This is a genomic window from Providencia sp. M-27 (assembly GCF_011077905.1).
In the GTDB taxonomy this organism is placed as follows: Bacteria; Pseudomonadota; Gammaproteobacteria; order Enterobacterales; family Enterobacteriaceae; genus Providencia; species Providencia huaxiensis.
This window is the reverse complement of record NZ_JAALBT010000011.1, coordinates 1-24,895: the sequence shown is the minus strand read 5'-3', so window position 1 is coordinate 24,895 and position 24,895 is coordinate 1. Positions and strand designations below refer to the sequence as shown.

Here is a 24,895-nt window from a genome sequence, read left to right as displayed (position 1 = left end):
ATTTATTGGGTTTTATTTATCATGATGGCGGGATATTGATGACGTTAATGAGCAATTTGCCATGCCTTGGACTTTTTCCCATCCTGCGGTTGTTTTTCCGATTAAACAAAGTCGATTTGGGCGCTTTTTAAGCTTGCCTGCTTTAATTTTAGGCAGCTTAAGCCCAGATCTATTTTATTCAATGATGTGGTACTCGGCAGCGACTACGGCTCATGACTTGATAGGCTGGTTATATACTGGCTTACCATTATGTTTACTCATCACTATTTTTGTACAAAAAAGTGCTTTTTTTCTCCACTATGCTGTGCCATTTCCCCTAAAAAGCAGAAGTGTAAGCTCACTTCGACAATTCTGTATTGTCGTGCTTTCTTTTTATATTGGTGCCGCAAGCCATATTATCTGGGATGCTTTTACTCATCAGTCGGGGGCTTTTGTTCGGCACGCCGAATTCTTGCAGATTGTCGTATTTAACATGACAGATAGCCAAGAAATTGCTATTTATAAATTACTGCAACACCTTGGCTCTTTATTGGGGGCGTTGTACTTGTTGATAAAATACAAGCAGTTCTACCGCCGGCAATCTGCAGTTCAGCAGCTACGGTATGCGAAAAAGTTAATGGTATTGCTCAAGATTGCCATTATTTCAGCGTGTGTTTCCTTACCATTTGCTTATAATTTAGCCATGAAAGGGGATGTGCTTAGTTTTAATCGCTTTGTATATTTAGAACTGACACTGCTAGTGCCTGTTTTTTTTACAGCAAGTATATTGTTTGCACTGATAAAATATCAGCGCCAGCGAAAGGCAATGCAGAGTTAGCCTTTCGTGAGTAATAGCCCTGATAACATGATATCGATGGCAGCGATACTTTTCTTTAATCGCTGTTGGCTATCACCTTGTGAAATCCAATAGGCCGCTTCAGCGAGACCTCCATTAATCAAAAAAGCCAATGCGTGGGTATCAATATCTTTAATAATGTCTTTTTTGGCGAGCTCATAGAGTAAACGTTCAATCTGTTCGGTACATTGCAAGTTTGATTTAGCTAAGAAATCGCCTAATACGGCTTTCGCGTCACGAAAAATAATTTGTTGATATTCGGGCTCTAATGCCATTTCTAAGTAAGCATGACAGCGCTGACAAAAACTGTTCCATAGGTCTTCAGTATGGTGAGTAATTGCTTGTAAACGTGCATTCATTTGTGAGTCGATTTGCTCAACAACGGCAGTAAATAAGCCTTGTTTGTCGCCAAAGTGGTGGTAAAGGGCACCACGTGTGAGATTGACACTTGCTGCAACTTCATCCATTGAAGTTTCTGCATAACCAAGCCGGCTAAAGTGCTCTCGCGCTGTAGTTAGCAAATTCGCACGTGTTTCTGCCATTTGCGCTTGTGTTCTTCTTGCCATAAAAACTCTCTTACATACAGGGCGTATAATTATTTACATTCAATGTGTATGATTATATCATAATTATACATACACAAGGTATGTATAATTAAATTTCATATTGGAGCTCATATGATAGGTCGCTATCAGCAGTTATTTCAGGCAAAAGAAAACCAACGCTTTGTGATAGCAGGGTTACTGGCGCGTTTATCGTTACCGATGATGGGGATCGGGATCATTACCTTGTTAGCACAGCTAAAAGGGAGTTACACCTTGGCAGGGCTTGTTTCTGCAACTTTTGTATTAACGTATGCGCTGCTATCTCCACAAATTTCCCGTTTAGTGGATAAATATGGCCAATTTCGCGTCTTGCCAGTGGTGACTGTTATCAGTGTGCTCGGTGTGTTTATTATCATCATAACAACGTGGTTATCGTTACCTGATATCGGTTTATTTATCGGTGCATTGCTAACGGGTGCAATGCCTAGTATGTCGGCGATGGTCAGGGCAAGGTGGACTGCGCTGTACAAAAATCAGCCTATATTACAAACGGCATATTCATTAGAAACTGTATTTGATGATGCCACTTTTATTGTTGGCCCTCCGTTGTCTGTCGGGATCACTGTCGCTTTATTTCCCCAAGCAGGCTTGCTGGTGGCAGCAGTTTTATTAGCCGTGGGAATGGCTTTGTTTATTTCACAACGCAGTACTGAACCTAAAGTCGTAGCATCTGATCATCTTGTAATACCGAATAAATCAATCATTTCAATGGTTGGGTTGCAGTTATTGATTGCATTGATGATTGCTTTAGGTGTGATTGTCGGCAGTGTGGATATTTTGAGTGTTACTTTGGCTCAATTACAACAGCAACCGGCGATGGCCAGTTTAGTGTTATCGGCCTATGCAGTCGGTTCATGTGCAATGGGGATTGTTTTTGGGGGGTTAACCTTTAACACGCCTTTGCCTCGCTTACTATTCCTCAGCGGCTTAATGACGTTTCTTTCTATTGTGCCGATGTGGTGGGTCGTCGGGGTTTATTCTCTATCTGTGGTGGTGTTCATTTCCGGGTTGTTCTTTGCCCCGACGATGATCATTGCAATGACATTAGTTGAGAAAATTGTTCCTCAAAATAAATTGACAGAAGGAATGACCTGGTTACTCGCTGGGTTAAATATTGGCGTTGCTATTGGCGCGATGTTAACGGGTAAAATGGTGGATACTTATGGCCCTTATGCCGGTTATGCTGTTGCGATATCTGGTGGTATTTTCGTTTTAATTTCAACATGGTTGAGTTACTTACGCGATAAAACCCAACAAAAAATAGCAGTTGAATGCGAAAATGGCCATTAAAAACAACGAAAAAATAAACCATGTAGTGATAAAATCATAAAAAATAATTTAATGAGGTAATCTAATGCATTCTCCTGTCTTTCGTGCCGCTACACTTGATGATGTCGACCGTTGTTATGCGATTGAAGTCGGATCCTATGAAGGGGATGAAGCCGCAACAAAAGAAAAGATAGCAACGCGGATCCAACAATATCCAGATGGTTTTTTATGTATGGAATTAGCAGGGGAAGTGATTGGCTTTATTAATTCAGGTTGTGCATGGGACGTTATGATGTCCGATGAAGAATTTAAAGAGCTTATTGGACATGACCCACAAGCTCCAAATGTCGTCATTATGTCAGTGGTAGTACATCCCAAATACCAAGGTAAAGGGTATTCATCTTTACTGATGAAAGTGTTTATCAATTCTATGAGAGAAATGAATAAAGAAACAATTCATCTAATGTGCAAAGAACGTCATATCGATCTGTATAAGCATTTTGGCTACCAATATGTTAAACCGTCAGAATCTGACCATGGCGGAATGACGTGGCATGAAATGGTGATGAAACTGTAAAATCTATTTTCTTAAGCCTGTGATTTTGTTATCTGGTATCATATTTCATTATATATAATCACTATTTGGGAAGTCATAATGATAATTTGGGTTGATGCGGATGCATGTCCAAAAGTAATTAAAGAAGTTTTATACCGTGCGGCAGATAGAGAAAAAGTGCAAATAACATTTGTTGCAAACCAGCGTTTAACGGTACCACCATCACCTTTTTTAAAAACTTTGCAGGTGCCCGCGGGCTTTGATGTCGCGGATAATGAAATTGTATTGCGAGCTCAAAAAGATGACTTAGTGATCACAGCCGATATCCCTTTAGCCGCAGAGGTTATGGAAAAAGGCGCGAATGCATTAAATCCTCGAGGGGAACGTTATAGCGAAGCGACTATTCGTGAGCGTCTTAATATTCGTGACTTTATGGATACGATGAGAGCCAGTGGCATCCAAACGGGAGGGCCCGCAAGTTTAAACCAGAAAGACAGGCAGCAATTTGCCAATGAGTTAGATAAGTGGCTGTTACAACGTAAAAAAGCATTAGCGTCATCATAGGTCGGCACATTTTCTGATTGAAGCTCAGAAAATGTGCATAGCAAAACAGAATTACACTCTATACCGTGTCTATAATGGGTAACCTTAAATTTTTTGAAGAAAAATGATGGACCCATTACACAGCATTATCATCACACTTTTCTTATTTATACTGACCTTTTTTAATCCTGGGGCAAATTTGTTTATTGTGGTACAAACCACATTGAGCTCAGGTAAAAAAGCGGGGTTAACTTGTGGTTATGGCGTGGTGTTAGGCAATGCCATTTATTCAGGGCTCGGCTTATTTGGTCTGGTCACATTAATGGCGGAATTCGGCTCATTATTTTCAATCATTAAGATCCTTGGTGGCTTATATTTACTTTATTATGCAGTAAGTGTGTTCACTAATAAAACGCAACTCAATCTGTCCACCGAAAATACCATGGAACGTTTTCCTTCAGGTGTCTATTTTAGGCGGGGCTTGATTTCTGATTTATCAAACCCACAAACGGTTTTATTTTTTATGAGTATTTTCTCGACGACTATTTCGCCTTCAACACCACTATGGGCCAAGTTAGTCATTTGGATGGGTATTGTTATTGCGTCATTAATTTGGCGAATTATTTTATGCCAAACATTTTCTTTAACTTCTGTGCGTAGAACTTATTCACGGGTTCATAAAGTTGTCGGTAAAGGCGTTGGGGTAATTTTAGGGGCATTGGCAACAAGGCTGATTTACCAAGGTGTCAGCGAACTGGTTATAAAAAAATCACCGTTCTAAATTGATTAATGATAGATCCATTAATCAATAAAATAGCCTCAAACCCAATAAAATGAAGCTATTCACAGTAGAAAAATGACTGATTATTGATGGGTTAACCAATGTTCAACTTCTTGATAATTACCGCGAAAGACGATGCGCTGCTGTTTTTTACTCAACTGATAGCGATACATTGGGTCGTAATACTCATTCAACAATGGGACTAACCACGAAAAATGTGTTCGGGTATCGCCAGTTATTTTCTGGTCCGCTAAAGCAAGCTCAAGTAAATGAGTCAATTCGATTGTACGTTGTGATCCTAAACGTTTACGAATGGCAGACAAACCATGGTGCAGGTAGTCGCTATATTCCTGCCAACCGCGTTCAAAACCAAAAGCCGCTAAAAAGTCTTGAGTCATACGGTCAAAGTATTCATATTTTAAACGCTCAAGACGTAGTTCAAAAGGGTCGTCAATAATAGCGATGGGCGCTTTTTCCATTTGTGTACGTAGTTCAAGAGGTAGGCTATTTGCCCCAATGGCACGCCCTTCATCCTCCAGTACCCAGCGTTGGCAATGTTGAGCTTTTTTCAATAAGCTGACCGCTAAATAATTTTCAAAAGTGGCCTGTGAATACTGCTGTTGTAACGTACGGCCAAACGAAGAACCCCGATGATGCGCAAGACCTTCTAAATCAATTCCGTTTGCTAAGTGATGAACTAGGGTGGTTTTACCATTACCTGTACAGCCGCCCACTAAAATGATAGGGCGTTGCACCAATTCATTGACAGCATCAATTGCTGTTTGTCGTAATGTCTTATAACCACCGTTGATGAGAGGATATTCAATATCCACCTCTTTTAACCACGATTGCACGATATGTGACCGCATTCCTCCACGCGCACAGCAAATATAGCCATGAGTATTTTTTTTACAGGCCTCTTTCCACGCAGTGACCCGAGCCATTTTAATGTCTCCACCGACAAGCTGGTGGCCTAGTTCAACGGCTTTCGCTGAACCTTGTTGTTTATAGCATGTACCGACTGCAGCGCGCTCATCATCATTCATCAAAGGCAGGTTAATGGCATTAGGCATTGACCCTTGCTGAAATTCGATAGGCGCTCTGACATCGATGAGTAGTGTGTCAGTGATTAAAATTTGGCGAATATTTTGCGAAGAAGTGGTTAATTCCATAATAACAGCGAGATTCTTTAAAGTTGCAATAGGATTACTATACTCTTAATCCCATTGCTTAGCATTAATGTTAGGTTTAAAAGGATGGTTAGTATTTTACTACTTAATGATGATATATTGTTGGTAGGTATTTTAATGTGAGTAAGGGGTAATACTATGAAGATGCTAACGATTCAAGAGATGACCGAAACTCAAAAAATCCAAGTACGTACTAGGCTCGCACAAGAAAGGAAAAAACTTGGCCGTGAATTAACAAATTCCGAGCAGAGCAAGGTAAGAAAACAAATTATTACCGAAATATCTCAAGAAGTCGAAAAACAAGCGAAAAAATTACGCGCAGAAAAGAAAAAAGATAAATTAGTTCCTAGTGATGCAAGTTACAGTTGGTCTTCTCAAAATCACAAAAGAGGGTATCGCTAATTTTTAATCAGAGTGTTCCGCTAGTGATTTGTATTAAGGAATTGTAATTTTATGCCATTCAAATCATTTAAAGACCTCAAAAATGAAAAAGATTGCGTTATTATTATTGTTATTCAGTAGCTTAACTGTCGCAAAATCCAATTATCATGGGAAACCATCCCGTAATGATTCTGTTGTTGTGCATGTTTGCGCTTTATCTCCTTTTTCTAATTTCTATGCAGAAGCTGCAATGTCTGAACAAACTGCGCGACACAAAACCTCTCGGCGTTGTGAATTAGGACAAGGGCAAGGCAGTATTTTCTGTAAAGCTCAAGATGCAAAATGCAGTACCAGCAAATTATCGTTTGGTGATCAATATATTGAAGAAAGTCTGATTGTCTACGCTAAATCGTGGCAAAAGGGCGATTATATTGAAGTATTTGATGATATTCCGTATCTTTCCCGCCACCATTTCGCAGATAAAATAGCTTCTTATACTATCCCTGATGGCTGGATGGTACGTTTTTACGAAGGCGATAATTATACTGGCAAATACCATACCGAAATGGGTGGTTCGCACAATACATTGGGCTATAGCCAAAAAACCCGCTCAATTAAAATTATTAAACGGCAATAACGTCAAAGGCCAGTGTGTCTGGCCTTATTGCTCTCTTTTTTTATCGACGGCCTGATTGAAATTAACTTTTTTATTTTGATTGCGGATATGCTCTTTAATTTCTTTTTCTAAAAGTGGTAAATCACCCGTACAAATTTTATCCAGCAACACATGGTGTTCTTGGGTAATTTCTTCCATTGGCTTAGTGAATGTTGATATGCCAATAATAATAGTGAGCTGTTTTGCTACATTTTCCCATAACGACGTTAATGTTTTATTGCCGCTTAGTTCACACAATGTACGGTGAAAATGGACATCACTGAGGGAGAAAAGATAGTTATCCTCGAGTGTCGCAGCTTTGGTCATTTGGTTAATACATTCGGTTAGTTCGTCAATGCATTGCTTATCTAAATGCTTTTTCTGAGAAATAAACCTTCTAATAGCATGTAATTCTAATAAGACCCGTACTTCGATAAGCTCATCAAGGCGTTCTTCCGAAACTGGAGCCATACGATGAGTTATATCGTATCTGGCTCATTTAATTACCGTGTTGGTTCAATAGAAAATAGAGTCAATAGTGGTGATGTTATTTATATTCCATCTAATGAAAAACACCAATGTGAATGTTTAGAGAGCGGGGAAATATTAGATATATTTGTCCCGATGAGAAAGGACTTTCTTATAGAGAATTAAAATTTTTTGCTGTATTATCAAGCGGCAACGTTCTGTTAGCCGCTTTTCTTCATTTATTGATTATGGTATTTCAACAGATAAAAGGAATATTCCTGAATATTCATTTGGTGGAATATCTTTTGTTTTAATTAATTGGCTAGAAACCTGAAACTGTTTTTGGCTAAATGCATCAACATGTAGCGTTGTTTCAGGAGAACCATCAATATTAATTTCTGATTCCAGGCCATCGGCAATAAATATAACATTATCGCCATCAAGCCCAGCTATCGCTGTAATTTTTACATCTGTTGTTTCTGTACAGCTCACTCGAAAATCAGTAGATACCTTATTACCATTTAGTGAGCTATTAGATAATGTGCCATGATCTAAATAATCAGGCCCTTCAATGTTACAGTTAATATTAGTTGGAGTTAATGGAGAGCACAAGATAATTGGATTGTTCGCTGTTTGTGCTATTTGCATCTTTTGTCGATATAAGATCCCTAAATTAAAACAGAAGCCTACTCCTGGCTTTCTTGGGTAAAACTGCCAACGGCCTTGTATTTTTCTATTCAATAAATTGCCTTTTTCTAGCGCTCTGGCAACCTCGCTAAAGGTGACGGGTTTTTCATCCCAGGAATTTCTTTCAGTCAATCTAACGGAATGGGTATCAAAACTGACAATGTGCGAGTTTCCTGCACCATAGCTACCATCAGCATAGGTTCCCCATGAACCGAGTTCAATGTCACAAGGGCAGGAACCAGAAGCCTGCATGGCCATTGGACGATTATCATGTTCTAGATCACCACGTAGAATATACCTAGCTTCGATCCATGCACCATAATCAGCAACGAACTCACCTTGAGCAGCAAATTCGGCATGAGCACCTTTTAAAGGTGAAACAAGCAGTAAAATAGCAAAAATAAATTTTTTCATAATATTCTTATAAAATGTGTTATTCATAATAAATATTAAAAGTTGTTGTAGCTGTGAAGTCACCAAGCTGAATACTTTTATTATTAATAGCGTCCTCTTCAGCTAAAATATAGGCTTTAAAGGCAATGATGGTGGGAAAACCATTTTTAGTATCTATTTGTAATGGATAATGTTCATTTAATTGTACTTCACCATGCTCATTCATTAATTTGATGCCATAGCCTGCACTTCCGTTATCGCTATCAATTGCTACAGCACCTTTGATATTAGAGTTTTCGATTCCAGTGAAAGCCATCGAGTAGGAGAAGTCAGGTAAATATTCACAATCAGAGAGAGTGATATCAAATGGTTGCATGACATCTTTTTTTTTGTAGAGATCTTTATCACTGATTTCATTAAAAGGTACAATTAAATCGGAGTCACTATTAATATTGCAGGGTATGGCATTCCTCAGTACACCTGAAAAATTAACTTGGTCGGCTGATACGATATTTGCCGTTAAAAAACACAGTAGGGTAAATACTTGTTTTTTCATTGGTATGCTACCGTTAGTGTGGCATTTGCAGTAAATGCTCCTGCGTGTACACGTGCTGAGCTTGAACTGCTCTTCACTAAGCTGGCTTTTAGGTCTGGCGTATCGTGATCTGAATGATAAGTATATGAAAAATCTGAATTTATCTTTAATGAATTAGAACCTTGATAAAGTTGTAATGCGATATCATCTTGCTCATTAATTGCTAATAGGTCTTTGTCAAAATCAGAGGGCGCCCCATCAAAGCTAAAAATGACATCAGTTCCAGACGAAATTCCATTGCATTCCCATTCAAAATCAATGTCTTGAATGTAGGTTTTCCCATCTTTTGTGGGCACGAGAGCTACAACTAAGTCATCCCCAAAATCAATATCAATAGGGCGGTTATTGTTGATAACACAAGGCACGCCCTCAATTAAACGCCCACTAAAATTAACGGGTACTGCCGATGCCGTATTTATTACGATGATAAATAACGGTAATAAAAAGTGTCTTGTTCTCATAATAAATATCCTAGTGGTATCCCACAGTAAGTGTCGCGGCCGTAGAAAACTCGCCACCAACAGGTCGAATTCCATTTGCTAATGCTAATTCAGCAGTTAAGGCAGGTAAGTTTGAGTCATTATCTATGTAATAACGACTTCCTATCACCATAGGTTTATTATCAATAAATAATTTGATATTAAGCCCAGGTGTATCTGCGACATCAAGGCTGTTTGCTGTTTCACCTTGAACACCATCAAAAATGAGATATAGTTCATCAAAATTAGAATCGCAATATAAGTCATAATCAATGACTTCTATGTACTTCTCAGAATCTATTTGAGATATGACAATATCATCACCAAAATCCACAAAAATTGCTTCATTATCGTTTAAAACACAACCACCGGATAACACATTCACTTTTACTGTTACAAATTTGCCATCAGCCCATGCATAGAGCGATATAAATAACAATAAACTGAAGCATAGAAACTTTGATATTTTAAACATTATGTTACCCATCTTTTGTAAAGAATATTACTTTATTTGTTGTGTTTGGCATTGGGTTGCTGAACAGTTATAGGGTAAATAGACTTGGCCACCATAGTCGTTGATATAATTAATAATAGGGGCTGTTCCGAGTTGTTCGGCACTAATTGATAATTTTTTCTCTGCAAAAGGTTCGACATCGGTTACTGTAAAACCCGCTAATTTTTCTGCCGATTGGCTCTTTTTAATGCTATTTAAAATAATAAAGTAGGGTGTTGGGTTTTTTGCATAAACACCATCACTTTTTTTAATCAAGATAAGCTTGTTTTGCCATGGAGAATTTCTCATTTCGGTTGAATCCATGACTAGTGAAGCAGGGCGATAAAATAATTTGACTCGTGTTTGAAGTGCAATTTGTAATACATTACTTTTTTTACTTGTTGGTGGAATTTCTCGTAAATTAAAGAAAAATAAACTTTCTCTATCCTGAGGTAATTTGCCTATATCAGGTAAAGATTCAATACGTAGTTGACTTGTTTGTCCTGCGTTTATACGTTGGATGGGTGGTAATATAGTGAAGTAAGATGTGAGTTTGTCACCTTTAGCATCCTGTAGCCACCCTTGGGCTAAATAAGGTAACTGAGGGTTTTTGTTACTTACAGTTAATGACACTGAGTTATTATTTCCATCAAAAATAATTCTGGTTCTGTCCATTGAAATAGCTGAATACGCCTGAGCTGCCATTAAACTACTTAATAAAAAAACGGATATTTTTTTCATCATGATTGATTACCTTCAATGAGTTTTTATTAATTACAGGATAATAATAATTTGTCATAAACATTGTGTTCTTCAATATTTTCTGGAAATTGAATTACACACTCAGAACCTTGCCATGAAACATTCATTGTCTCTCCAGCACGGATCCCTCCAATATATGCCTCACCTTGGTCACCAATAATACCAGTAACCTTTCCATCTTTATTCTTAATATCTGAGGCAAAAGGTGGATAGCTACCATCTTTTAGTCGTACTACAGTCATTAATTTTAAACCATATATGACATCAAAGTTGCGGTAACCAATTGCACCCTCTGTTAACGTCGATTGTGTTACTGATTCAGCAACTTCAACATTCTTAGGGAGTTGGTTAATATCGATAACTAAGTTACTTTTATAGTAGCTATTTAAATCAGGCACAATTGCTGTGCCAAAATAATTGGAACGTATATGGCTACCATTATATTTAATAGGAACGTCTTTAACACCGTTTGTATCAACAATAATACGGGTTCCGCCTAATGCAGTGATAGGGTGGAAACCAGATCCATAACTTGTTAATGTAATTCCACCTTGCAATGTCGATGAAACATTTATTGAACTATTACTAATATAGTTAAAACTTGAATTAAAATCAGTATTGTTCCCTTTATGGGAATAATATCCACTAAGTAAAGCACTATGCCTGTTGTTACCGACACTGAGAGAAGCGTTATTTTTTGTATCAATTCGGGTATTTGCGGTCAGTTTATTTGTATTGTCATTCTTTCCGTTATACGTTGAGTAGTTAATGTTTGTTCCACTGGAGAAAGGAACTGAAATACTCATGTATGCACCGTTATCACGGTAACTCTGCATTTTACTGCTAAAAATATTAATGGATAGGCCGACATTACTAAACATATCGGTATCTGAGTACTTTGAAAATGTTAGGTTATATCGATGACTATTTGGCCTATTCCAATAAGTCTGGTGGTTATAGCTTAAATTCATCGATGAACGCCAATCAGTAAAATTTTTACTCATTGAAGCGGTATACAAGTTTTTATTAAAGCCAGTGTAAATAAATTCGTGGTCATTATTATAATTAATGAAGTCTGCCATGGTCATAAACTCACGGTCAATGACTCTCTGTGTCGATAACATCAACTGGCTATTTTGTTCTTGAATGCTTTTATAATAATCGATTTTAATCGATTTCCCTTTATGTGTTGATTCAGAATTTATTGATGAAATAGATTGAGTTAAAGAGGTTGATACTGCACCAAATTGAGATAAGTCGCGACCAATACCAATAGAAAAAGCATTGTAGTCATGACTATTTATTGCTCCCCCAAAAAGAGACCAACCATTATTTACCCCCAAAGATATTTCACTCTGCGCAAATAGGTCGCCATCAACATGGTGCCTTAAATCTGTTGGTCTACCTGTACTTATTTTATAACGAATCGTTCCGGGGCGAGACAAAAAGGGGACATTTGTCGCTTCAACTTCGAATTCCGAGATGCGCCCATCACTTTCTTCAACTACTACTTGTAAGGTTCCTGAAATACCACTATTCAGGCTTTGAATTCTAAATGGCCCTGCGGGTACTAGACTTTCATAAATAATGCGCCCATCTTGGCTGATTTTAACAATCGCATTTGTTTCTGCAAAGCCAGTGACTTCTGGAGCATAAGAGCGTAGATTGGGTGGAAGCATATTGTCATCAGATCGCAGAGCTATACCTGTATATTTAAAGCTATCAAACAAATCGGACTGTAAATAATCTTCACCAACAATTAGTTTTGCTTTTAAGCCTCTTACTGCACGGTATGCATAAATATTATTCCACTTTAGCTCTTTTAAATCATCAGCTTTATTGGTTTGAATATGGTTATAGGTTCCTTGCCAGTGCCCACGAATTCGCCAACTATTTAAATTAGCGCCAATAACACCTAACCCTGAAAGATATATTGCATCGTTTGTATAGTTGTTGCCAAGGCTATGATTATATTGCGATGTCAAGCTGTAATCCGAAATAACGCCAGTGATACCATCTTCCCAGCGTGAGGCAGGCTCCCAATCAAATGTTGAATACTCTTGGTACATTTTGGGAATATTGATTGTTAATGAGTTATTTGATAGCTCAGGTTTGCAGTCATTCCCGATAAGCTCGCTATGGATAAGCAGGTTAGCTCATCGACTTTTTGCCATTCCAATGAACTTAATGCTGATTTATTGAGGTTGAATTTTTCAACAATATCAGGGGTTAAGCAAGCTTCTGATTTTTCACCATCTAAGCTTACAATATGGATTTTTTCTTCGGGCAAGTGTGTGTTATTGATATAAATTTTTAACGGATAAACGCCAGGAACAATATATAAATCACGAGAGAATACCGCTAAGTTGATGTTTTCTCTATCTTCGGCATTCAAAATATTAATGTTGAATTGAATATCATCTTCATCCGCAAATGAGATGAAACTGTGTAATATGATAAATGACAAAATTACTTTTTTCATAATAGCAGCGTAATTTTTTTCAAAAAGCACAGAAAATATCATGTTATTTTTCTTCATTCTAATGCCTTTATCTTATTAAGCTGAGGCAACGAGTTGTCATTACCTCAGCTTATTGCTATCGATAATTAAATTAATTATATGAAAGCACGAAATCTGTTACTGCTTGGAACTCGCCAGGTACAATTTCCACTGGACCTTGTTGACCCGTTGGAGTACCTAAACCTTTAACGTATGCCGCAAACTGCAATGTGTTCGTTTGCTCTTGTAATTTATGACTAGAATTAGTGGTTTCATTTAAAACGATAGGTGAGTTATTGCTATCTACTATTTGAATTCCTGCACCTGAAGCCGTTCCAGTAATTGCTAATAATGACTTTGGATCATTTGTTGCAGCGGCACCGCTAAAAGTGACATTAACGGATTGCTCAGTTTCTAACGTACAATCAATTAATTTAATATCAAACATTACTGGTGAAGATTGACCATCTGATTTGCCATTATTACTTAATACAGAATCAGCAACCTGGCCTAAATCTACTGTTTGGTCTAATGATGCTGGATCAATAGAGCAGGGGGCACTAATAATACTTCCGGTGAATGTAACTTTACCACTACCATGATTAATAGGAGCAGAAAAAGCACTAAAGCTTATTAAACTTGTCAATGCTATACTTATAACTGACTTTGTAAGTTTCATAGGTAATTCCTCTAGTAAATATAAAAAATGGATTTTAATAAAATATAGAATCATCTCTTTAATCAGGGAAAGAATAGAATTAATAACTATCATTTGGCTAATCGGTATGTATAAATAGTATACATACACCAATGCTAAGTAAAGGCAGTGTCTCCTATTAAAATTGTATTTTTTGATAGGTTATTATTCATTTCTTCTAAAAAATATCCAGTGTGAATTAAAATTATATTTTAAATCAAATTGTTAATTATTTTTATAAATGTTTTAAAATTTAAATTTTTTAATAGTGGAAAGTACTTACTTTCATTTTGTTACAGTTTCAATATGAAATTTATATTTATTACTGCAATTTTGAGTAATGCAATTGCTGGAAATGAAATCGATAAAGGTAATTGTGTTGAGTAGTAGTAATGATTAATACGCGAAGAATAGGTATTAAGTGTAGGTGATTTTTTTGAAGGGAATTAATTCATATTTCCGGTACAGCTTTCATTCCTAAATATAAGACATTTCTTAATGATAGAGAAATCGAAGCCTATGGTTATAACTTAATTTTCAATTAATTTGAAATTGTAATAAGTATTATTACCTAATTGCATGTGAGCATCATCATAAATAACCAAAAAAATTTATTAGTGAAGATCACCTTGATGAGGCGAGGTCACTAATATCCCGTTTGGAGTGAGACTCGTTGGTATAATTATCTTTGCTTTTAACGTCGCGAATTACACCATGGGTCATTAGAATATGCTCCCGTATTATCAATCGAGTTGTTTTCTATCATATCCAAATAGAGTAACTCAACTTCAGTTCTTGCCCATGGTGTGCGACGAAGAAACTTTAAGCTAGATTTAATACTTGGATCTTTGTTAAAACAGTTTATTTTTATAATGCGTCCAAGTTGGCTCCAACCGTATCTATCAACCAATGCATTAACTTGCATTTCTAGTGTAACCCCATGTAAAGGGTCTTTTGATTTATATTCACTCATTACGGCACATCCGAAGCATAGGCAGGTTATTATTAAGCGCATATAAATAAGCTGAATACCAATCTAAGTCAATAGGGTGTTAGCAATGACTGAACGAGCAAGGTCTATTTTTGCTCTGATATTCTATTTAACATAATATGCATTATGCGAACTTAAGTTGTAGAGGCTCAATGCTAATGTCTATTCCTGGCTCAATCTAAATGTCTGCACTATATTTATCTATGGGGTTAACCTTTCTTTTTTCGACGTGGGGAAAGAAAAAGGATATTTCCCGGAGAAATGGCCATGAGTGCAGAAAGCTCAGGACTATTCACGTTGAAAGAATTAAACCGCATTAAAGTTCTACAAGATGTCATTGATCGTAAAATGACTCCAGGTCGTGCGGCCGTGGTACTCGGCATTACACCACGCCATTGTAGCCGACTGATAAAACGCTACCGTGAGCATGGCCCTTTAGGTATGAATAACATTGCTCGAGGCAATCCGAGTAACCGTTTATTGCCAAAATCATTCACTGACCAAATTGTGGATATCGTTAAGAAAAACTACCATGATTTTGGCCCTACATTAGCGCGTGAAAAACTAGAAGAAATACATGGGCTGACTATTGGTAAAGAAACACTTCGTAGGCTGATGATCCGTACAGGTCTATGGATCCCGAGAAAAATGCGAGCCCCAAAAATTCACCAACCACGGTATCGACGCCCTTGTACCGGTGAATTGATCCAGATTGATGGCTGTGACCATGATTGGTTTGAAGGACGTGGTCCAAAATGCACAGCATTAGTCTATGTTGATGATGCGACGAGTAAAATCATGGAGCTCCTTTTTGTCCAGGCTGAATCCACATTTACATACTTTAATGCCACTCGGCGTTATATTGAAAGGCATGGAAAACCGTTGGCATTTTACAGCGATAAAGCTGGCATATTTAGAATTAATAACAAAAATGCTATAGGTGGCGATGGTCATACTCAGTTTGGTCGGGCTATGCATGAGTTAAGTATTCAAACTATTTGTGCAGAAACCAGTCAAGCAAAAGGCCGGGTTGAACGTGCGCATAGCACACTTCAAGATCGCTTGGTTAAAGAGTTTCGCCTTAAGAAAATCAGTTCAATCGAGTCTGCAAATGCATTCACTGATGAGTTTATGGCTGATTATAATCATCGCTTTGGCAAGCTTCCTCGTCATGAATATGATGTACATCGACCTCTAGAACAAGATGAGGATTTGGATACCATTCTTACAATCAGAGAGTACAGAAAAGTCTCTAAAAATCTTACTGTTCAATATGATAAGATTATTTATCTAATTGAAGATACTGAACATAGTCGGCAAGCTATTGGTAAATATATCGATGTGTATCACTATCCTGACGAAAGTAAAGAACTGCGATTGAACGGCATCCCCCTTCCCTTTATCACATATGACCGGCTATCTGATGTTGACCAAGGTGCTATTGTGGACAATAAACGGCTTGGTCGAACTCTCGAACTCATTAAAACAGTTGTCGATGATAAGAGAGATAACCGGCGCTCACAATCTGTGCCAGCTGGAAATGGGCCGTCACGACGCAAAGAAAAAGCGCAAGGCAAAAAATCCCAGCGCTCTATCGATCAAAATGATATGTTAGAAGCCCTCGTTAAACTTCAAGGGCGTTCAAAGGAGATCTTTGGTAAAAAATAAATTTCACAACTAGATGAATACACTCAATATGTTTTGATTAATTGCTGGTGAATACATAATTATTTTACAGAGGATTACTTTTTTAGTGAAAGAAATGTATATACAATGAAGAAATATGATATTCCCAATGTTAAACTTGTGTCTATAGCGAGGATAAAATAATCTTGAGAATGCCAATCATTTACAAGACGCATTCCGAGAAAAGAGAATAATAGTACACCTAAAATGAGGACGTAACTCAGGCCTGTAATAAAAGAAGAACATGTGCGATTCTTATTATAGAAATCCCCTTCCCGTGTAAAACTTACGCTGCCAATCGGTAGATTTAATGCTGATCTTATATCAGTTTCAAGATCACTTAAGTATTTATAATTACGTCTTATAAAACAGGTTTTATGGTAAAGGTTTATTGTAAGATAAAAAACTACTATTATGAATATACTTTGTATAACACCATAGGGAAAGCTTTCTCTGAGTTCCTTAATCCGAACGTCACTCGCAATTCCGCATAATTTCGCAATAATATCAACAAGTAAGGGTTGTGCTTCAGAAACGTTGAAGGTTAATAGTGTTGAAAAACCGACAACAGCTAGCAAAATAAGCAGAGACCGATTTCTACTTTCCCATACTGAAAACGTTAGATCATAAGTTTTATGATAATGCTCAACCAGCAGTTCTTGGTTCTGCATGACAACCTCAATCTTTTTAAGTTATTTTAATTTTATAATCGCTCTGAACAAATTAGCCTGAAATATTGCATCCTTAAGAGCGTTATGATTAGCTGTCATCGGTACATTAAGTACTTTCGTCATATGAGATGATCTACTTTCGGACCATGACGTTGTCAATCGGCCCATAAACAATGCTTTAATATCAAGTGCGCTAAAGCCAAATGGATTTTCTCCAAGGTAAAAGTGAAAATAATAGTTAATAAACGACCAGTCAAAGGGGGCATTTAGGCCAACAAAGATAGGTATATCATCTGGCGACGTCACCTGGTTTATCCACTGTTTAAAAGCCAGCATTGCCTCCTCTGGTGGAAGCCCTCTGTCCTCCAGTTCTTCCAGGGTAAGTCCAGTTATTTCGAGTGCAGCAGGAATAAATTCGGGTGTTGTTGGTTTGAGTTCGCATGAGAAGCTCACATCCGTATCAGATACCAGACATGCTCCAATACTGAGCAAACTATATTTCCCTGGTACCGGGCCAGAGGCTTCTATATCAACAGAGATGAAAATTTCTTTTTTTATTGTCATGGCATTAATGTCTCCATTGAGACTATTGTAGAGCGGGATTTAATTGAATTCCAGTGTGCAAGGAATTCACGCTTTTTGTCTTCAATCATACCTTCATCTTTCCACATGTGGGCTGATACAGTCTGAATATCAAACGGCAACGGAGTCCCTTCCTTGGCTAGTATCATTGTGGTATGCCCTCTTCCTAATGCATATCCCAGTTCAAGGAAGCAGTTCGGTCTTGAACCCGTAAGATCTGCAATCACCACCCGGCTTCTGTGAAGGCGTTCAAAGACTTCTTGGTTAACGTTTGCATGCTCATAACCTTGGCTACCATCAACAATGACCATACGATACCCCAATTCATTCTCCATAACGGGTTTAATCACGCAATCAAAGTAGTTCTTCACCGCTGTGTGATCTTCATGTGTCCGATTCATTAAACAAACAAAAAATGCAGTTGGTGGCGTAAGGCTCTTTAGAAGTTGTATGACGGTCTCAGCACGTTCTTGAGAGCTTTTACGGTTAGGAAAATCTAGCAAATTAATCCAGTCATGAGACGAGCGGTCGTCTTCTGTTTTAAAGAGCCTCTCTGAATGCGAGCTTGCCAAAGCATACTCAAAAATTTTACGGGAGCCTGTGTTATTTGCCCCAATATTGAAATTGAGAGGGATAACTGGTTTACCAGCATCATGATAAAGATTTGATAGAAACAACACTCCCTCACTCCCACCGATGGTAATTAGCACATCACCTGATCGGGACTGTATCTCCATCCTTTTACTGGCCATGTTCCAGTGGGCTGCACTTTCAATTCTGACGTGTGAGGTCCCCCGATATTCATCCCATTGTTCAATGTATTCTTCGGGAATTTGATCTTCATTTTTATGGTGTTTGACAGCTATAATAAGCGGGCCAATGGCCCCTGAAGGCCGATGATGAAGATTTTTTATAACTTCACTCCAGACTAACCAATCAAAACATATAGGTTTGTTGTCACTGGAGCGAAATTTTTCGGCATCAACAGGAATAACAAAATTTGCCCCCTGACGGACTAACTCTCGAACGAGGTGGGTAATAAACGCCCGGGCTTTGTCCACCTCTTCACTAGATGCAAGCTCTATTTGCTCCGGAATGCTGCCCGTAATATGAATTCGCCTTCCAGACAAAAAGTGACCAGGCATGTTACCGATCCTCCATAACAGGTGATGGTTTTAGTGAGAGGGCTGTCTGAAGGATAATCTCGTACGATAAAGGCTTATCCGGAAAAGCTTTTGCCAGTGCAGCCGGATATAATCGTGTACGAATGTCGGAAAATGTCCATCCGGGTTTTCCTTCATTCGGACCTGTAGCCTTAACTAGAACACCCTTTTGCTGAGGTGATAAACTTAAACCTTGTAAATCCATATCAAATAGCGCCAGTCGCTCCGCATCGCTTGGACGAGAAAACTCTTCTACAACAGCGGCACGGCGGATAAGGGCTGCGTCAAGTACGGATAAGCGGTTAGTACACAGGAAAACGACTATACGCCCCTGATATTTTCTAAGATCGTCAATACATTGAATAAGGGTGTTCACCGCAACCTTATCTTCATGATGGCTATGCTCTTGTGTTCGTGATGAAGCAAGTGAATCACCTTCATCAATTATCAGTATGCCACGGCGATTTTTCCCCGCAGACTTTATCACTTCTGCAAATGCCTGGTTTATGAGAGTGCCCATCTCACCGACTTTGCCACTTCCCCGAACTCTGTTACTGATTTTAAAGAGAATGGAATCTTCCGCTCTAGAATCTTTGGCAAGCATATTTGCTATACATTCAGCTGTTGCAGTTTTTCCAGTACCCACATCTCCATGAAAGATAACGAGCGGGTATTGGTCTGATACAAGGCTACAGATGGGTAAATTATTCTGATGAAACTTCATACCCCAGGCTTCCAGTTTCCCCAGATTCAGTAATAGACGTAACTGGTTGTGGATTTTTTCATATCGAGTTTCAAAACCGAGCAATGTATTTTGTCTAGAAAGTAGATTATCGTCTGGTAACGGTATCTCGCTATCAAAAATTTTATTATTTTGAGTCATCATGAAAAATCTTTCCTTTCTATGCCATATCCATTACTTTCGTAGTCTCGCCCCTTTGTTGAACTAAGTGAAGAGTGAGATGTATCTGCCGAGGTAGGAGTCCAACCGATCTTAAGTTTAGGTCTTAGCTTCTCCCTCGCTGTTTTATCGTAGGCACTTGTATAAGATATGACGATCCTTAAGAAAGGTGCTGGTACTGTCGGCCAAAGTACCCCTCCGGGTCTGCTAGCCTGTAGCTCCCCGGCTTCTGAATTTACAACATAGCGGGTTGCTCGGATTTCTTTTCCATCACTCAACAGAGTCAAATCTACATGTTTAAGGTACCCGTTACAGGCTAATAACTCTACATCGTGCGCCCATTTTTTGACTTGCTCAATATCCACTGCTTTTGTACTTTCTGCAATCATAATAAAGTCGGCAGTTACTCGTCGCATCACGTTTTGTACATCCGCTACTGAGTATGATTCGGTAGACGAAAATGACTGACTCATGCTTCATTCCTTACTTTTAAACGGGGTCCAAAGAGTTCTTTCCAAATAGCTAGATCATCCTCAACTGAAGCATGATGAGCAACTTCCCAGGCTTCGGCTGCCGCATTTACAATCTCCACCCTTTCAGCTTCAGTCAGGCGGCTAGCAACATTATTGGTTACGCAAACTGGATCAATAATTACAACGGGATCTGGAAAGTCAGGAATATCATTCCCATTTTCAGGGAAATAAATTTTCTCTTTCAACCCTGACTGGGCAATATAAAGGAGAAATTTTCGGAAGCGGCTTTCGATACTTCCTTCTTTTCCATCTTTATCAAGTAAGTAGGCCATGATAAGTTCAATAGCAAATGATTTCAGGTGTGTCAGACCAGCATGATTTCGCCATTTTTTGCCAGTCGGACTAGTGTTCTAAAGTCATTGTCTGTATTTTTTCGATCACGAATAAATTGTATTTGGCATGGAGCACAAGTATGAAGTTTTGTTCCTTCATGAATATCAAACTGCCACCCATATCCGACTTTGTCAGTATCTTCAATCACAGGAACAACATCAACATTCAGCCCTGATTTTATAAAAGTCACAGTAGCTGCTTTACGCTGAAGCTGGAAGTCTTCAACAGATTTATTAGGATAAAGTTTAACTAGAGCATTGAAGATTTTTTCGCTGAGGCTAGAGAGAGTCTCTTGATTAGCATCCTTATCTGAGATATAAAAAACGATATCTACGTCAACGGGATCTTCATGTGTCTTACGTAAAATAGTAAATTTTGCAAAGGAACCAGCCTTTACAACCCGAGTTATTTTTATCTCATTCTGATCTTTGACAGATTTTTTTAGTTCAGTTATCAGGCGATCAACCTGGGCATGGTATTCAGTTCGTTTCTCAGAGGGAAGTCTTAGTATATTACTATCATAATAGCGAAGCTCCGTATTACTTAGCGGCATATTTTATCCTTAGTTGGCGTTAATCAAAATAAAACTGATGACCATGCTTTTTAAAAGGCTATAGGCAATATAGTGTCGATTTGTTTGTTTTCAAGGTAAGCAACGCAAAAATTACTGAGAACATAAACTCAGTCACCCGTTCAATGTCCCTATAAAATAAAGTATTCAGTTTGAAACTATTGAAATACATACTTTATCATTATTAATGAACAGACCTTATTGTTTCGAAGGAATTTACTGAATTTAGGCACATGGGTAGATATGTGCCATGTCCGCACACAGTGCAAAACAATATTTTCAAAATTTGGTCATTCCTAATGAGCCAGCGACTAGACATTCCTATCGAGCCTTGACATAAGTGTGAAATGAAGAAAACCAGCGTTCTGGCTGGTTAATCGTGTTGGTTCTTTTTGGGTTCTAAACTCAGTTTGATTTCATAAATCTTTCGTTTTTCAATGAATTCTATGAGCCATAAGATAGCCAATGAATTCTGGTAATATGCTACAGGTATTCCCACAAAAGTTATTGACCGACGTTTGATACCAAACAAGAACATGACGGTGTATTGCTTCTATAATTACAGGCTAATTTACTCATATAGATGTGGTCACATGGCTTACAAACTGAATCTTAACTGGCCTGAATTTTTAGAAAAATACTGGCAGAAAAAACCCGTTGTATTGAAAAATGCATTTCCTGATTTTGTCGACCCTATCACACCGGATGAACTGGCTGGCTTGGCCATGGAGTCGGAAGTTGACAGCCGCCTAGTCAGCTTTATTGATAATAAATGGGAAGCGAGTCACGGCCCGTTTGAAGATTTCAGCGAACTAGGCGAAAAAGGATGGTCACTATTGGTGCAAGCGGTCAACCATTGGCATATACCAGCGGCCGAACTAGTGAAACCGTTTCGTGTACTGCCCGAGTGGCGTCTTGATGATTTGATGATCTCCTATTCAGTGCCTGAAGGTGGTGTTGGGCCTCATATTGATAACTATGATGTTTTTATCATACAAGGTATGGGACGCCGCCGCTGGCGTGTGGGCGATGCCCTACCGATGCGTCAGTTCTGCTCACATCCGGCATTATTACATGTCGACCCATTTGAACCGATTATTGACGTGGAAATGGCACCAGGAGATATTCTGTATATTCCGCCGGGATTCCCTCACGATGGTTTCACTTTCGAAGATACCATGAACTATTCTGTCGGCTTTCGCGGGCCGACTGGTCGTGATCTGCTGAGCAGTTTTGCAGACTATGCGCTGGAACAGGATTTGGGTGGCATAAATTATGGCGATCCTGACCTCACGGTGACTGAAAATACAGGTACCATGGAACCTCATGAGGTTGAACGTCTACGAGCCATGATGATTGAAATGATCAACAAGCCGGATGATTTTGAACAGTGGTTAGGCCGTTTTGCAACGACTCTACGTCATGAGCTGGATATTGCACCCTCAGATCCGCCATATCAACCGGAAGAAGTGCTAAGTGTGTTAAATGACGGTCAAAAACTGATCCGACTGAGCGGCTTGCGAGTGATGCGTATCAATGAGCACTTTTTTGTGAATTCGGAAGGCTGGATTACCACAGAAACAAAGGGTGCAGATGCATTGTGCCAGCTTACGGAAGTCGGCATCAATGAACTCGGTGAAGCACTGGAGAGCCCTGCTTTTATCGCGCAATTAACCGAATTTATCAATCAAGGATATTGGTATTTCGAAGAATAAGTCGCACCTGCCCAACAAGATAAAACACCTGCTAATGGGTGTTTTGTCTCGGCCCACCTAGAAAAATATCTCTTTCAGATTTCAGAAATTTCTACAGGTAAAAAGAAAGAAAAACCCATTAACCAAGTTTATCCCTTCGGTCCTTGTGCTTTTGCCAGTTTTTAGGTTTTATCTGTTATCTAATAAAAGTCAAATAGGCTAGTTTTAGTCATTATCTTACTTAGTGGTACTAATGTTCGGAGTTAAAAATGACAGTTTCTACTCGGCTAGTCAGCGGCTTATTATTCGCAACACTTTTGGCTTCTCAACACGTGCGTGCTGATGCTGAAACTAAACTAAATAAAGATGTTAAGCTAAATCACGCAACCGTATTTTTACGTGGTGCTGAATTAGATAACACCGTGACACTGTCACTTAATAAGGGGGCGAACTCGGTCATCCTCACCAATATCGCAAGTAATATTGACCCGCGTACGCTATCGATTGATCTTGAACAGGATGATGTGGTTATTCGCTCCGTTAATATCCAAAATATAGCAACAGAAGCTAATTATCCAATGGCTATTGCTGAACTTTTGGATCAGAAAAAACAATTAAGCCAGCAGATAGAGACATTGAATATTGCAATTAAAGTCGGTGAAGAACAATTAAATTTATTGAAAGATCACCGCTTTTTTGGGGAAAATACAGCGAAAACCCTAGAAGAATCAGCCCAGAAATTAAATTTTATTCGTCAGCAGATGTCTAATATTTTACAAGAGCAACAAAAAAACCAGTTGGAATTAGTTGAACTACAAGAAAAAGCTACGTTATTGCAGGCAAAAATTGATGAAAAAATGCCCTCTTCAATTGGTGAACAGACCCAAATTGTCTTGTCTATCGATGCGCAAAAACCGGTGACAGCAGAGTTGCAAATTTCTTATTTAACACCTGATGCGGCTTGGTCTCCAAGTTACGATATCCGCAGCCTGAATTCGCAATCCCCTATTGTTTTAACGTACAAAGCGGACATAGTGCAAAATACAGGCATTGATTGGGATAAAGTTAATTTAACACTTTCAACGATTAACCCGTCTAAAAATATCACGCCTTCTGTCTTACAGCCTTGGCGCTTGTCCGTTTATGATAATAACGCTCAAATAGCACGCCAGGCTCGAATGAAAATGCCAGCAGCGCCAATAGCAATGTATGAAGAAAGCAGTGTCAGTGAGAAAAAAACAATAAATTCAGGTGTTTCAGATTTTGTAACTACATCTAACAATGGTGTCAATTTAAATTACCAAATTGCCCTGCCTTACTCCCTGAAAAGCACGATCAAACCGAATTCGCTCACCATTAAACAACAAAATATTGATGTAAAATACAAGTATACTGCCACGCCAAAATTGACTGAAGAAGTATTCTTACAAGCGAATATTGAAGATTGGCAATCACTTAACTTATTGAATGGAAATGCTAATGTATATTATGGAAATACGTATGTAGGCAATTTTATAGTCAATGCCAATCAATTGGTTGACACATTGAGCGTTCCTTTTGGTGTTGATAAGAGTATTCAAGTCTCTCGTGAATCAAATGAAAAGATGAAGAAAAAACCGAGTTTTATGGGGTCGACTATTCAACAAACAGAAAGTTACTTGGTCAAAGTAAAAAACATGCATACGAAACCCATTGAATTGACTGTTTATGACCAAATTCCAGTGAGTGAGGACAGCGATATAAAAGTGTCTGCAATAGAGGATAAAAATGCGGTTACCAATAGGGGTTGTGTGCCCATTTCATCGAAAAGTCCAAAGTTTGCTTGTAGCCCTTTGATATCAAGGACTACAGCCGATATATAGTTTAATAATATTAATAGAC

Annotated in this window: 29 protein-coding genes; 10 read left to right on the top strand and 19 right to left on the bottom strand. The window is 38.5% G+C overall.

Annotation, left to right across the window (positions count from 1 at the left end; all coding sequences use genetic code 11):
- Positions 1-61 precede the first annotated feature (61 nt).
- The gene (locus G6Q48_RS15340; protein WP_102138556.1) at positions 62-817 is read left to right on the top strand and encodes a DUF4184 family protein; all 756 of its coding nucleotides are present in this window, start codon (positions 62-64) and stop codon (positions 815-817) included.
- Here G6Q48_RS15340 and G6Q48_RS15335 read toward each other — a convergent pair.
- Positions 814-1,401: a TetR/AcrR family transcriptional regulator gene (locus G6Q48_RS15335; protein WP_102138557.1), complete on the bottom strand. Its 588-nt coding sequence runs from the start codon at positions 1,399-1,401 to the stop codon at positions 814-816. The two genes, G6Q48_RS15340 and G6Q48_RS15335, sit on opposite strands and share 4 nt — an antisense overlap.
- 111 nt (positions 1,402-1,512) lie before the next feature.
- Here G6Q48_RS15335 and G6Q48_RS15330 point away from each other — a divergent pair, with 111 nt between their 5' ends.
- The 4 genes from G6Q48_RS15330 to G6Q48_RS15315 all read left to right on the top strand — a co-directional run bounded on the left by G6Q48_RS15330 (position 1,513) and on the right by G6Q48_RS15315 (position 4,589).
- The gene (locus tag G6Q48_RS15330; protein WP_166267396.1) at positions 1,513-2,730 is read left to right on the top strand and encodes an MFS transporter; all 1,218 of its coding nucleotides are present in this window, start codon (positions 1,513-1,515) and stop codon (positions 2,728-2,730) included.
- A 64-nt stretch (positions 2,731-2,794) separates the two neighbouring features.
- Positions 2,795-3,286, top strand: coding sequence for a GNAT family N-acetyltransferase (locus tag G6Q48_RS15325; RefSeq protein WP_166267394.1), 492 nt, complete (start codon positions 2,795-2,797; stop codon positions 3,284-3,286).
- Positions 3,287-3,364: 78 nt separating this feature from the next.
- Complete coding sequence (locus G6Q48_RS15320) at positions 3,365-3,829, top strand: YaiI/YqxD family protein (protein WP_102138560.1); 465 nt, start codon at positions 3,365-3,367, stop codon at positions 3,827-3,829.
- Between the two features lie 106 nt (positions 3,830-3,935).
- Complete coding sequence (locus G6Q48_RS15315; protein ID WP_102138561.1) at positions 3,936-4,589, top strand: LysE family transporter; 654 nt, start codon at positions 3,936-3,938, stop codon at positions 4,587-4,589.
- An 83-nt stretch (positions 4,590-4,672) separates the two neighbouring features.
- Here G6Q48_RS15315 and mnmH read toward each other — a convergent pair whose 3' ends face one another.
- A complete protein-coding gene (gene mnmH, locus G6Q48_RS15310; protein ID WP_166267392.1) occupies positions 4,673-5,761 on the bottom strand; it encodes a tRNA 2-selenouridine(34) synthase MnmH in 1,089 nt (362 codons plus the stop codon).
- Between the two features lie 156 nt (positions 5,762-5,917).
- Here mnmH and G6Q48_RS15305 point away from each other — a divergent pair, with 156 nt between their 5' ends.
- Both G6Q48_RS15305 and G6Q48_RS15300 read left to right on the top strand, forming a co-directional pair.
- Entirely contained in the window at positions 5,918-6,181 is a 264-nt protein-coding gene (locus tag G6Q48_RS15305; RefSeq protein ID WP_102138563.1) for a DUF3811 domain-containing protein, read from the top strand.
- Positions 6,182-6,263: 82 nt separating this feature from the next.
- The gene (locus tag G6Q48_RS15300; RefSeq protein WP_102138564.1) at positions 6,264-6,797 is read left to right on the top strand and encodes a beta/gamma crystallin-related protein; all 534 of its coding nucleotides are present in this window, start codon (positions 6,264-6,266) and stop codon (positions 6,795-6,797) included.
- 24 nt (positions 6,798-6,821) lie between these two features.
- Here G6Q48_RS15300 and G6Q48_RS15295 read toward each other — a convergent pair whose 3' ends face one another.
- From G6Q48_RS15295 to G6Q48_RS15250, 10 genes are all read right to left on the bottom strand, one after another.
- A complete protein-coding gene (locus tag G6Q48_RS15295; protein WP_242685825.1) occupies positions 6,822-7,286 on the bottom strand; it encodes a GntR family transcriptional regulator in 465 nt (154 codons plus the stop codon).
- Positions 7,287-7,529: 243 nt separating this feature from the next.
- Positions 7,530-8,384 (bottom strand): MrpH family fimbial adhesin, encoded by an 855-nt coding sequence (locus G6Q48_RS15285; protein ID WP_102138722.1) that lies wholly within the window; start codon positions 8,382-8,384, stop codon positions 7,530-7,532.
- A 19-nt stretch (positions 8,385-8,403) separates the two neighbouring features.
- Entirely contained in the window at positions 8,404-8,919 is a 516-nt protein-coding gene (locus G6Q48_RS15280) for a fimbrial protein (RefSeq protein ID WP_166267390.1), read from the bottom strand.
- The gene (locus G6Q48_RS15275) at positions 8,916-9,419 is read right to left on the bottom strand and encodes a fimbrial protein (protein ID WP_102138570.1); all 504 of its coding nucleotides are present in this window, start codon (positions 9,417-9,419) and stop codon (positions 8,916-8,918) included. Before G6Q48_RS15275 ends, G6Q48_RS15280 begins: the two co-directional genes overlap by 4 nt.
- A gap of 10 nt (positions 9,420-9,429) precedes the next feature.
- A complete protein-coding gene (locus G6Q48_RS15270; RefSeq protein WP_166267388.1) occupies positions 9,430-9,912 on the bottom strand; it encodes a fimbrial protein in 483 nt (160 codons plus the stop codon).
- Positions 9,913-9,939: 27 nt separating this feature from the next.
- Positions 9,940-10,674, bottom strand: a complete 735-nt coding sequence (locus G6Q48_RS15265; RefSeq protein ID WP_311136308.1) for a fimbria/pilus periplasmic chaperone — start codon at positions 10,672-10,674, stop codon at positions 9,940-9,942.
- Positions 10,675-10,700: 26 nt separating this feature from the next.
- A complete protein-coding gene (locus tag G6Q48_RS15260; protein WP_242685824.1) occupies positions 10,701-12,761 on the bottom strand; it encodes a fimbria/pilus outer membrane usher protein in 2,061 nt (686 codons plus the stop codon).
- Between the two features lie 17 nt (positions 12,762-12,778).
- Positions 12,779-13,231, bottom strand: a complete 453-nt coding sequence (locus G6Q48_RS22270; RefSeq protein WP_242685823.1) for a FimD/PapC N-terminal domain-containing protein — start codon at positions 13,229-13,231, stop codon at positions 12,779-12,781.
- Positions 13,232-13,304: 73 nt separating this feature from the next.
- On the bottom strand, positions 13,305-13,871 hold the full coding sequence (locus G6Q48_RS15255) for a fimbrial protein (protein WP_102138572.1): 567 nt from the start codon (positions 13,869-13,871) through the stop codon (positions 13,305-13,307).
- Positions 13,872-14,583: 712 nt separating this feature from the next.
- The gene (locus tag G6Q48_RS15250) at positions 14,584-14,862 is read right to left on the bottom strand and encodes a VF530 family DNA-binding protein (protein ID WP_102138573.1); all 279 of its coding nucleotides are present in this window, start codon (positions 14,860-14,862) and stop codon (positions 14,584-14,586) included.
- 285 nt (positions 14,863-15,147) lie between these two features.
- Between G6Q48_RS15250 and G6Q48_RS15245 the strand changes: the two genes are divergently transcribed.
- Positions 15,148-16,548 carry an ISNCY family transposase gene (locus tag G6Q48_RS15245; protein WP_166267386.1) on the top strand — a complete coding sequence of 467 codons (1,401 nt, stop codon included), beginning with the start codon at positions 15,148-15,150 and terminating at the stop codon, positions 16,546-16,548.
- Between the two features lie 74 nt (positions 16,549-16,622).
- Here the strand turns inward: G6Q48_RS15245 and G6Q48_RS15240 are convergent, their stop codons facing one another.
- From G6Q48_RS15240 to G6Q48_RS22260, 7 genes are read right to left on the bottom strand one after another with little or no spacing between them, the layout of a single operon-like run.
- Entirely contained in the window at positions 16,623-17,237 is a 615-nt protein-coding gene (locus G6Q48_RS15240; protein WP_166267384.1) for a hypothetical protein, read from the bottom strand.
- Between the two features lie 21 nt (positions 17,238-17,258).
- Complete coding sequence (locus G6Q48_RS15235; protein ID WP_166267382.1) at positions 17,259-17,801, bottom strand: 3'-5' exonuclease; 543 nt, start codon at positions 17,799-17,801, stop codon at positions 17,259-17,261.
- Positions 17,798-18,964: a hypothetical protein gene (locus tag G6Q48_RS15230; protein WP_166267380.1), complete on the bottom strand. Its 1,167-nt coding sequence runs from the start codon at positions 18,962-18,964 to the stop codon at positions 17,798-17,800. The genes G6Q48_RS15235 and G6Q48_RS15230 overlap by 4 nt, the downstream gene beginning before the upstream one ends.
- A 1-nt stretch (position 18,965) precedes the next feature.
- Complete coding sequence (locus G6Q48_RS15225; RefSeq protein ID WP_207393044.1) at positions 18,966-19,868, bottom strand: AAA family ATPase; 903 nt, start codon at positions 19,866-19,868, stop codon at positions 18,966-18,968.
- Positions 19,865-20,356, bottom strand: a complete 492-nt coding sequence (locus G6Q48_RS15220; protein ID WP_166267378.1) for an HORMA-1 domain-containing protein — start codon at positions 20,354-20,356, stop codon at positions 19,865-19,867. Before G6Q48_RS15220 ends, G6Q48_RS15225 begins: the two co-directional genes overlap by 4 nt.
- Entirely contained in the window at positions 20,353-20,688 is a 336-nt protein-coding gene (locus G6Q48_RS22825; RefSeq protein ID WP_242685822.1) for a hypothetical protein, read from the bottom strand. Before G6Q48_RS22825 ends, G6Q48_RS15220 begins: the two co-directional genes overlap by 4 nt.
- A 32-nt stretch (positions 20,689-20,720) precedes the next feature.
- Positions 20,721-21,302, bottom strand: a complete 582-nt coding sequence (locus G6Q48_RS22260; protein WP_242685821.1) for a CBASS oligonucleotide cyclase — start codon at positions 21,300-21,302, stop codon at positions 20,721-20,723.
- 611 nt (positions 21,303-21,913) lie between these two features.
- Here G6Q48_RS22260 and G6Q48_RS15210 point away from each other — a divergent pair.
- Positions 21,914-23,035, top strand: a complete 1,122-nt coding sequence (locus G6Q48_RS15210) for a ribosomal protein uL16 3-hydroxylase (RefSeq protein WP_102138585.1) — start codon at positions 21,914-21,916, stop codon at positions 23,033-23,035.
- Between the two features lie 248 nt (positions 23,036-23,283).
- Complete coding sequence (locus G6Q48_RS15205; protein ID WP_166267376.1) at positions 23,284-24,876, top strand: DUF4139 domain-containing protein; 1,593 nt, start codon at positions 23,284-23,286, stop codon at positions 24,874-24,876.
- The last annotated feature ends 19 nt before the right edge of the window (positions 24,877-24,895 follow it).

Excerpts from the sequence above, each read along its gene's own strand:
- G6Q48_RS15340 (WP_102138556.1), top strand. The coding sequence starts at position 62 with ATGCCTTGGACTTTTTCCCATCCTGCGGTTGTTTTTCCGATTAAACAA.
- G6Q48_RS15335 (WP_102138557.1), bottom strand. The coding sequence starts at position 1,401 with ATGGCAAGAAGAACACAAGCGCAAATGGCAGAAACACGTGCGAATTTG.
- G6Q48_RS15330 (WP_166267396.1), top strand. The coding sequence starts at position 1,513 with ATGATAGGTCGCTATCAGCAGTTATTTCAGGCAAAAGAAAACCAACGC.
- G6Q48_RS15325 (WP_166267394.1), top strand. The coding sequence starts at position 2,795 with ATGCATTCTCCTGTCTTTCGTGCCGCTACACTTGATGATGTCGACCGT.
- G6Q48_RS15320 (WP_102138560.1), top strand. The coding sequence starts at position 3,365 with ATGATAATTTGGGTTGATGCGGATGCATGTCCAAAAGTAATTAAAGAA.
- G6Q48_RS15315 (WP_102138561.1), top strand. The coding sequence starts at position 3,936 with ATGGACCCATTACACAGCATTATCATCACACTTTTCTTATTTATACTG.
- mnmH (WP_166267392.1), bottom strand. The coding sequence starts at position 5,761 with ATGGAATTAACCACTTCTTCGCAAAATATTCGCCAAATTTTAATCACT.
- G6Q48_RS15305 (WP_102138563.1), top strand. The coding sequence starts at position 5,918 with ATGAAGATGCTAACGATTCAAGAGATGACCGAAACTCAAAAAATCCAA.
- G6Q48_RS15300 (WP_102138564.1), top strand. The coding sequence starts at position 6,264 with ATGAAAAAGATTGCGTTATTATTATTGTTATTCAGTAGCTTAACTGTC.
- G6Q48_RS15295 (WP_242685825.1), bottom strand. The coding sequence starts at position 7,286 with ATGGCTCCAGTTTCGGAAGAACGCCTTGATGAGCTTATCGAAGTACGG.
- G6Q48_RS15285 (WP_102138722.1), bottom strand. The coding sequence starts at position 8,384 with ATGAAAAAATTTATTTTTGCTATTTTACTGCTTGTTTCACCTTTAAAA.
- G6Q48_RS15280 (WP_166267390.1), bottom strand. The coding sequence starts at position 8,919 with ATGAAAAAACAAGTATTTACCCTACTGTGTTTTTTAACGGCAAATATC.
- G6Q48_RS15275 (WP_102138570.1), bottom strand. The coding sequence starts at position 9,419 with ATGAGAACAAGACACTTTTTATTACCGTTATTTATCATCGTAATAAAT.
- G6Q48_RS15270 (WP_166267388.1), bottom strand. The coding sequence starts at position 9,912 with ATGTTTAAAATATCAAAGTTTCTATGCTTCAGTTTATTGTTATTTATA.
- G6Q48_RS15265 (WP_311136308.1), bottom strand. The coding sequence starts at position 10,674 with ATGATGAAAAAAATATCCGTTTTTTTATTAAGTAGTTTAATGGCAGCT.
- G6Q48_RS15260 (WP_242685824.1), bottom strand. The coding sequence starts at position 12,761 with ATGTACCAAGAGTATTCAACATTTGATTGGGAGCCTGCCTCACGCTGG.
- G6Q48_RS22270 (WP_242685823.1), bottom strand. The coding sequence starts at position 13,231 with ATGAAGAAAAATAACATGATATTTTCTGTGCTTTTTGAAAAAAATTAC.
- G6Q48_RS15255 (WP_102138572.1), bottom strand. The coding sequence starts at position 13,871 with ATGAAACTTACAAAGTCAGTTATAAGTATAGCATTGACAAGTTTAATA.
- G6Q48_RS15250 (WP_102138573.1), bottom strand. The coding sequence starts at position 14,862 with ATGAGTGAATATAAATCAAAAGACCCTTTACATGGGGTTACACTAGAA.
- G6Q48_RS15245 (WP_166267386.1), top strand. The coding sequence starts at position 15,148 with ATGAGTGCAGAAAGCTCAGGACTATTCACGTTGAAAGAATTAAACCGC.
- G6Q48_RS15240 (WP_166267384.1), bottom strand. The coding sequence starts at position 17,237 with ATGCAGAACCAAGAACTGCTGGTTGAGCATTATCATAAAACTTATGAT.
- G6Q48_RS15235 (WP_166267382.1), bottom strand. The coding sequence starts at position 17,801 with ATGACAATAAAAAAAGAAATTTTCATCTCTGTTGATATAGAAGCCTCT.
- G6Q48_RS15230 (WP_166267380.1), bottom strand. The coding sequence starts at position 18,964 with ATGCCTGGTCACTTTTTGTCTGGAAGGCGAATTCATATTACGGGCAGC.
- G6Q48_RS15225 (WP_207393044.1), bottom strand. The coding sequence starts at position 19,868 with ATGATGACTCAAAATAATAAAATTTTTGATAGCGAGATACCGTTACCA.
- G6Q48_RS15220 (WP_166267378.1), bottom strand. The coding sequence starts at position 20,356 with ATGAGTCAGTCATTTTCGTCTACCGAATCATACTCAGTAGCGGATGTA.
- G6Q48_RS22825 (WP_242685822.1), bottom strand. The coding sequence starts at position 20,688 with ATGGCCTACTTACTTGATAAAGATGGAAAAGAAGGAAGTATCGAAAGC.
- G6Q48_RS22260 (WP_242685821.1), bottom strand. The coding sequence starts at position 21,302 with ATGCCGCTAAGTAATACGGAGCTTCGCTATTATGATAGTAATATACTA.
- G6Q48_RS15210 (WP_102138585.1), top strand. The coding sequence starts at position 21,914 with ATGGCTTACAAACTGAATCTTAACTGGCCTGAATTTTTAGAAAAATAC.
- G6Q48_RS15205 (WP_166267376.1), top strand. The coding sequence starts at position 23,284 with ATGACAGTTTCTACTCGGCTAGTCAGCGGCTTATTATTCGCAACACTT.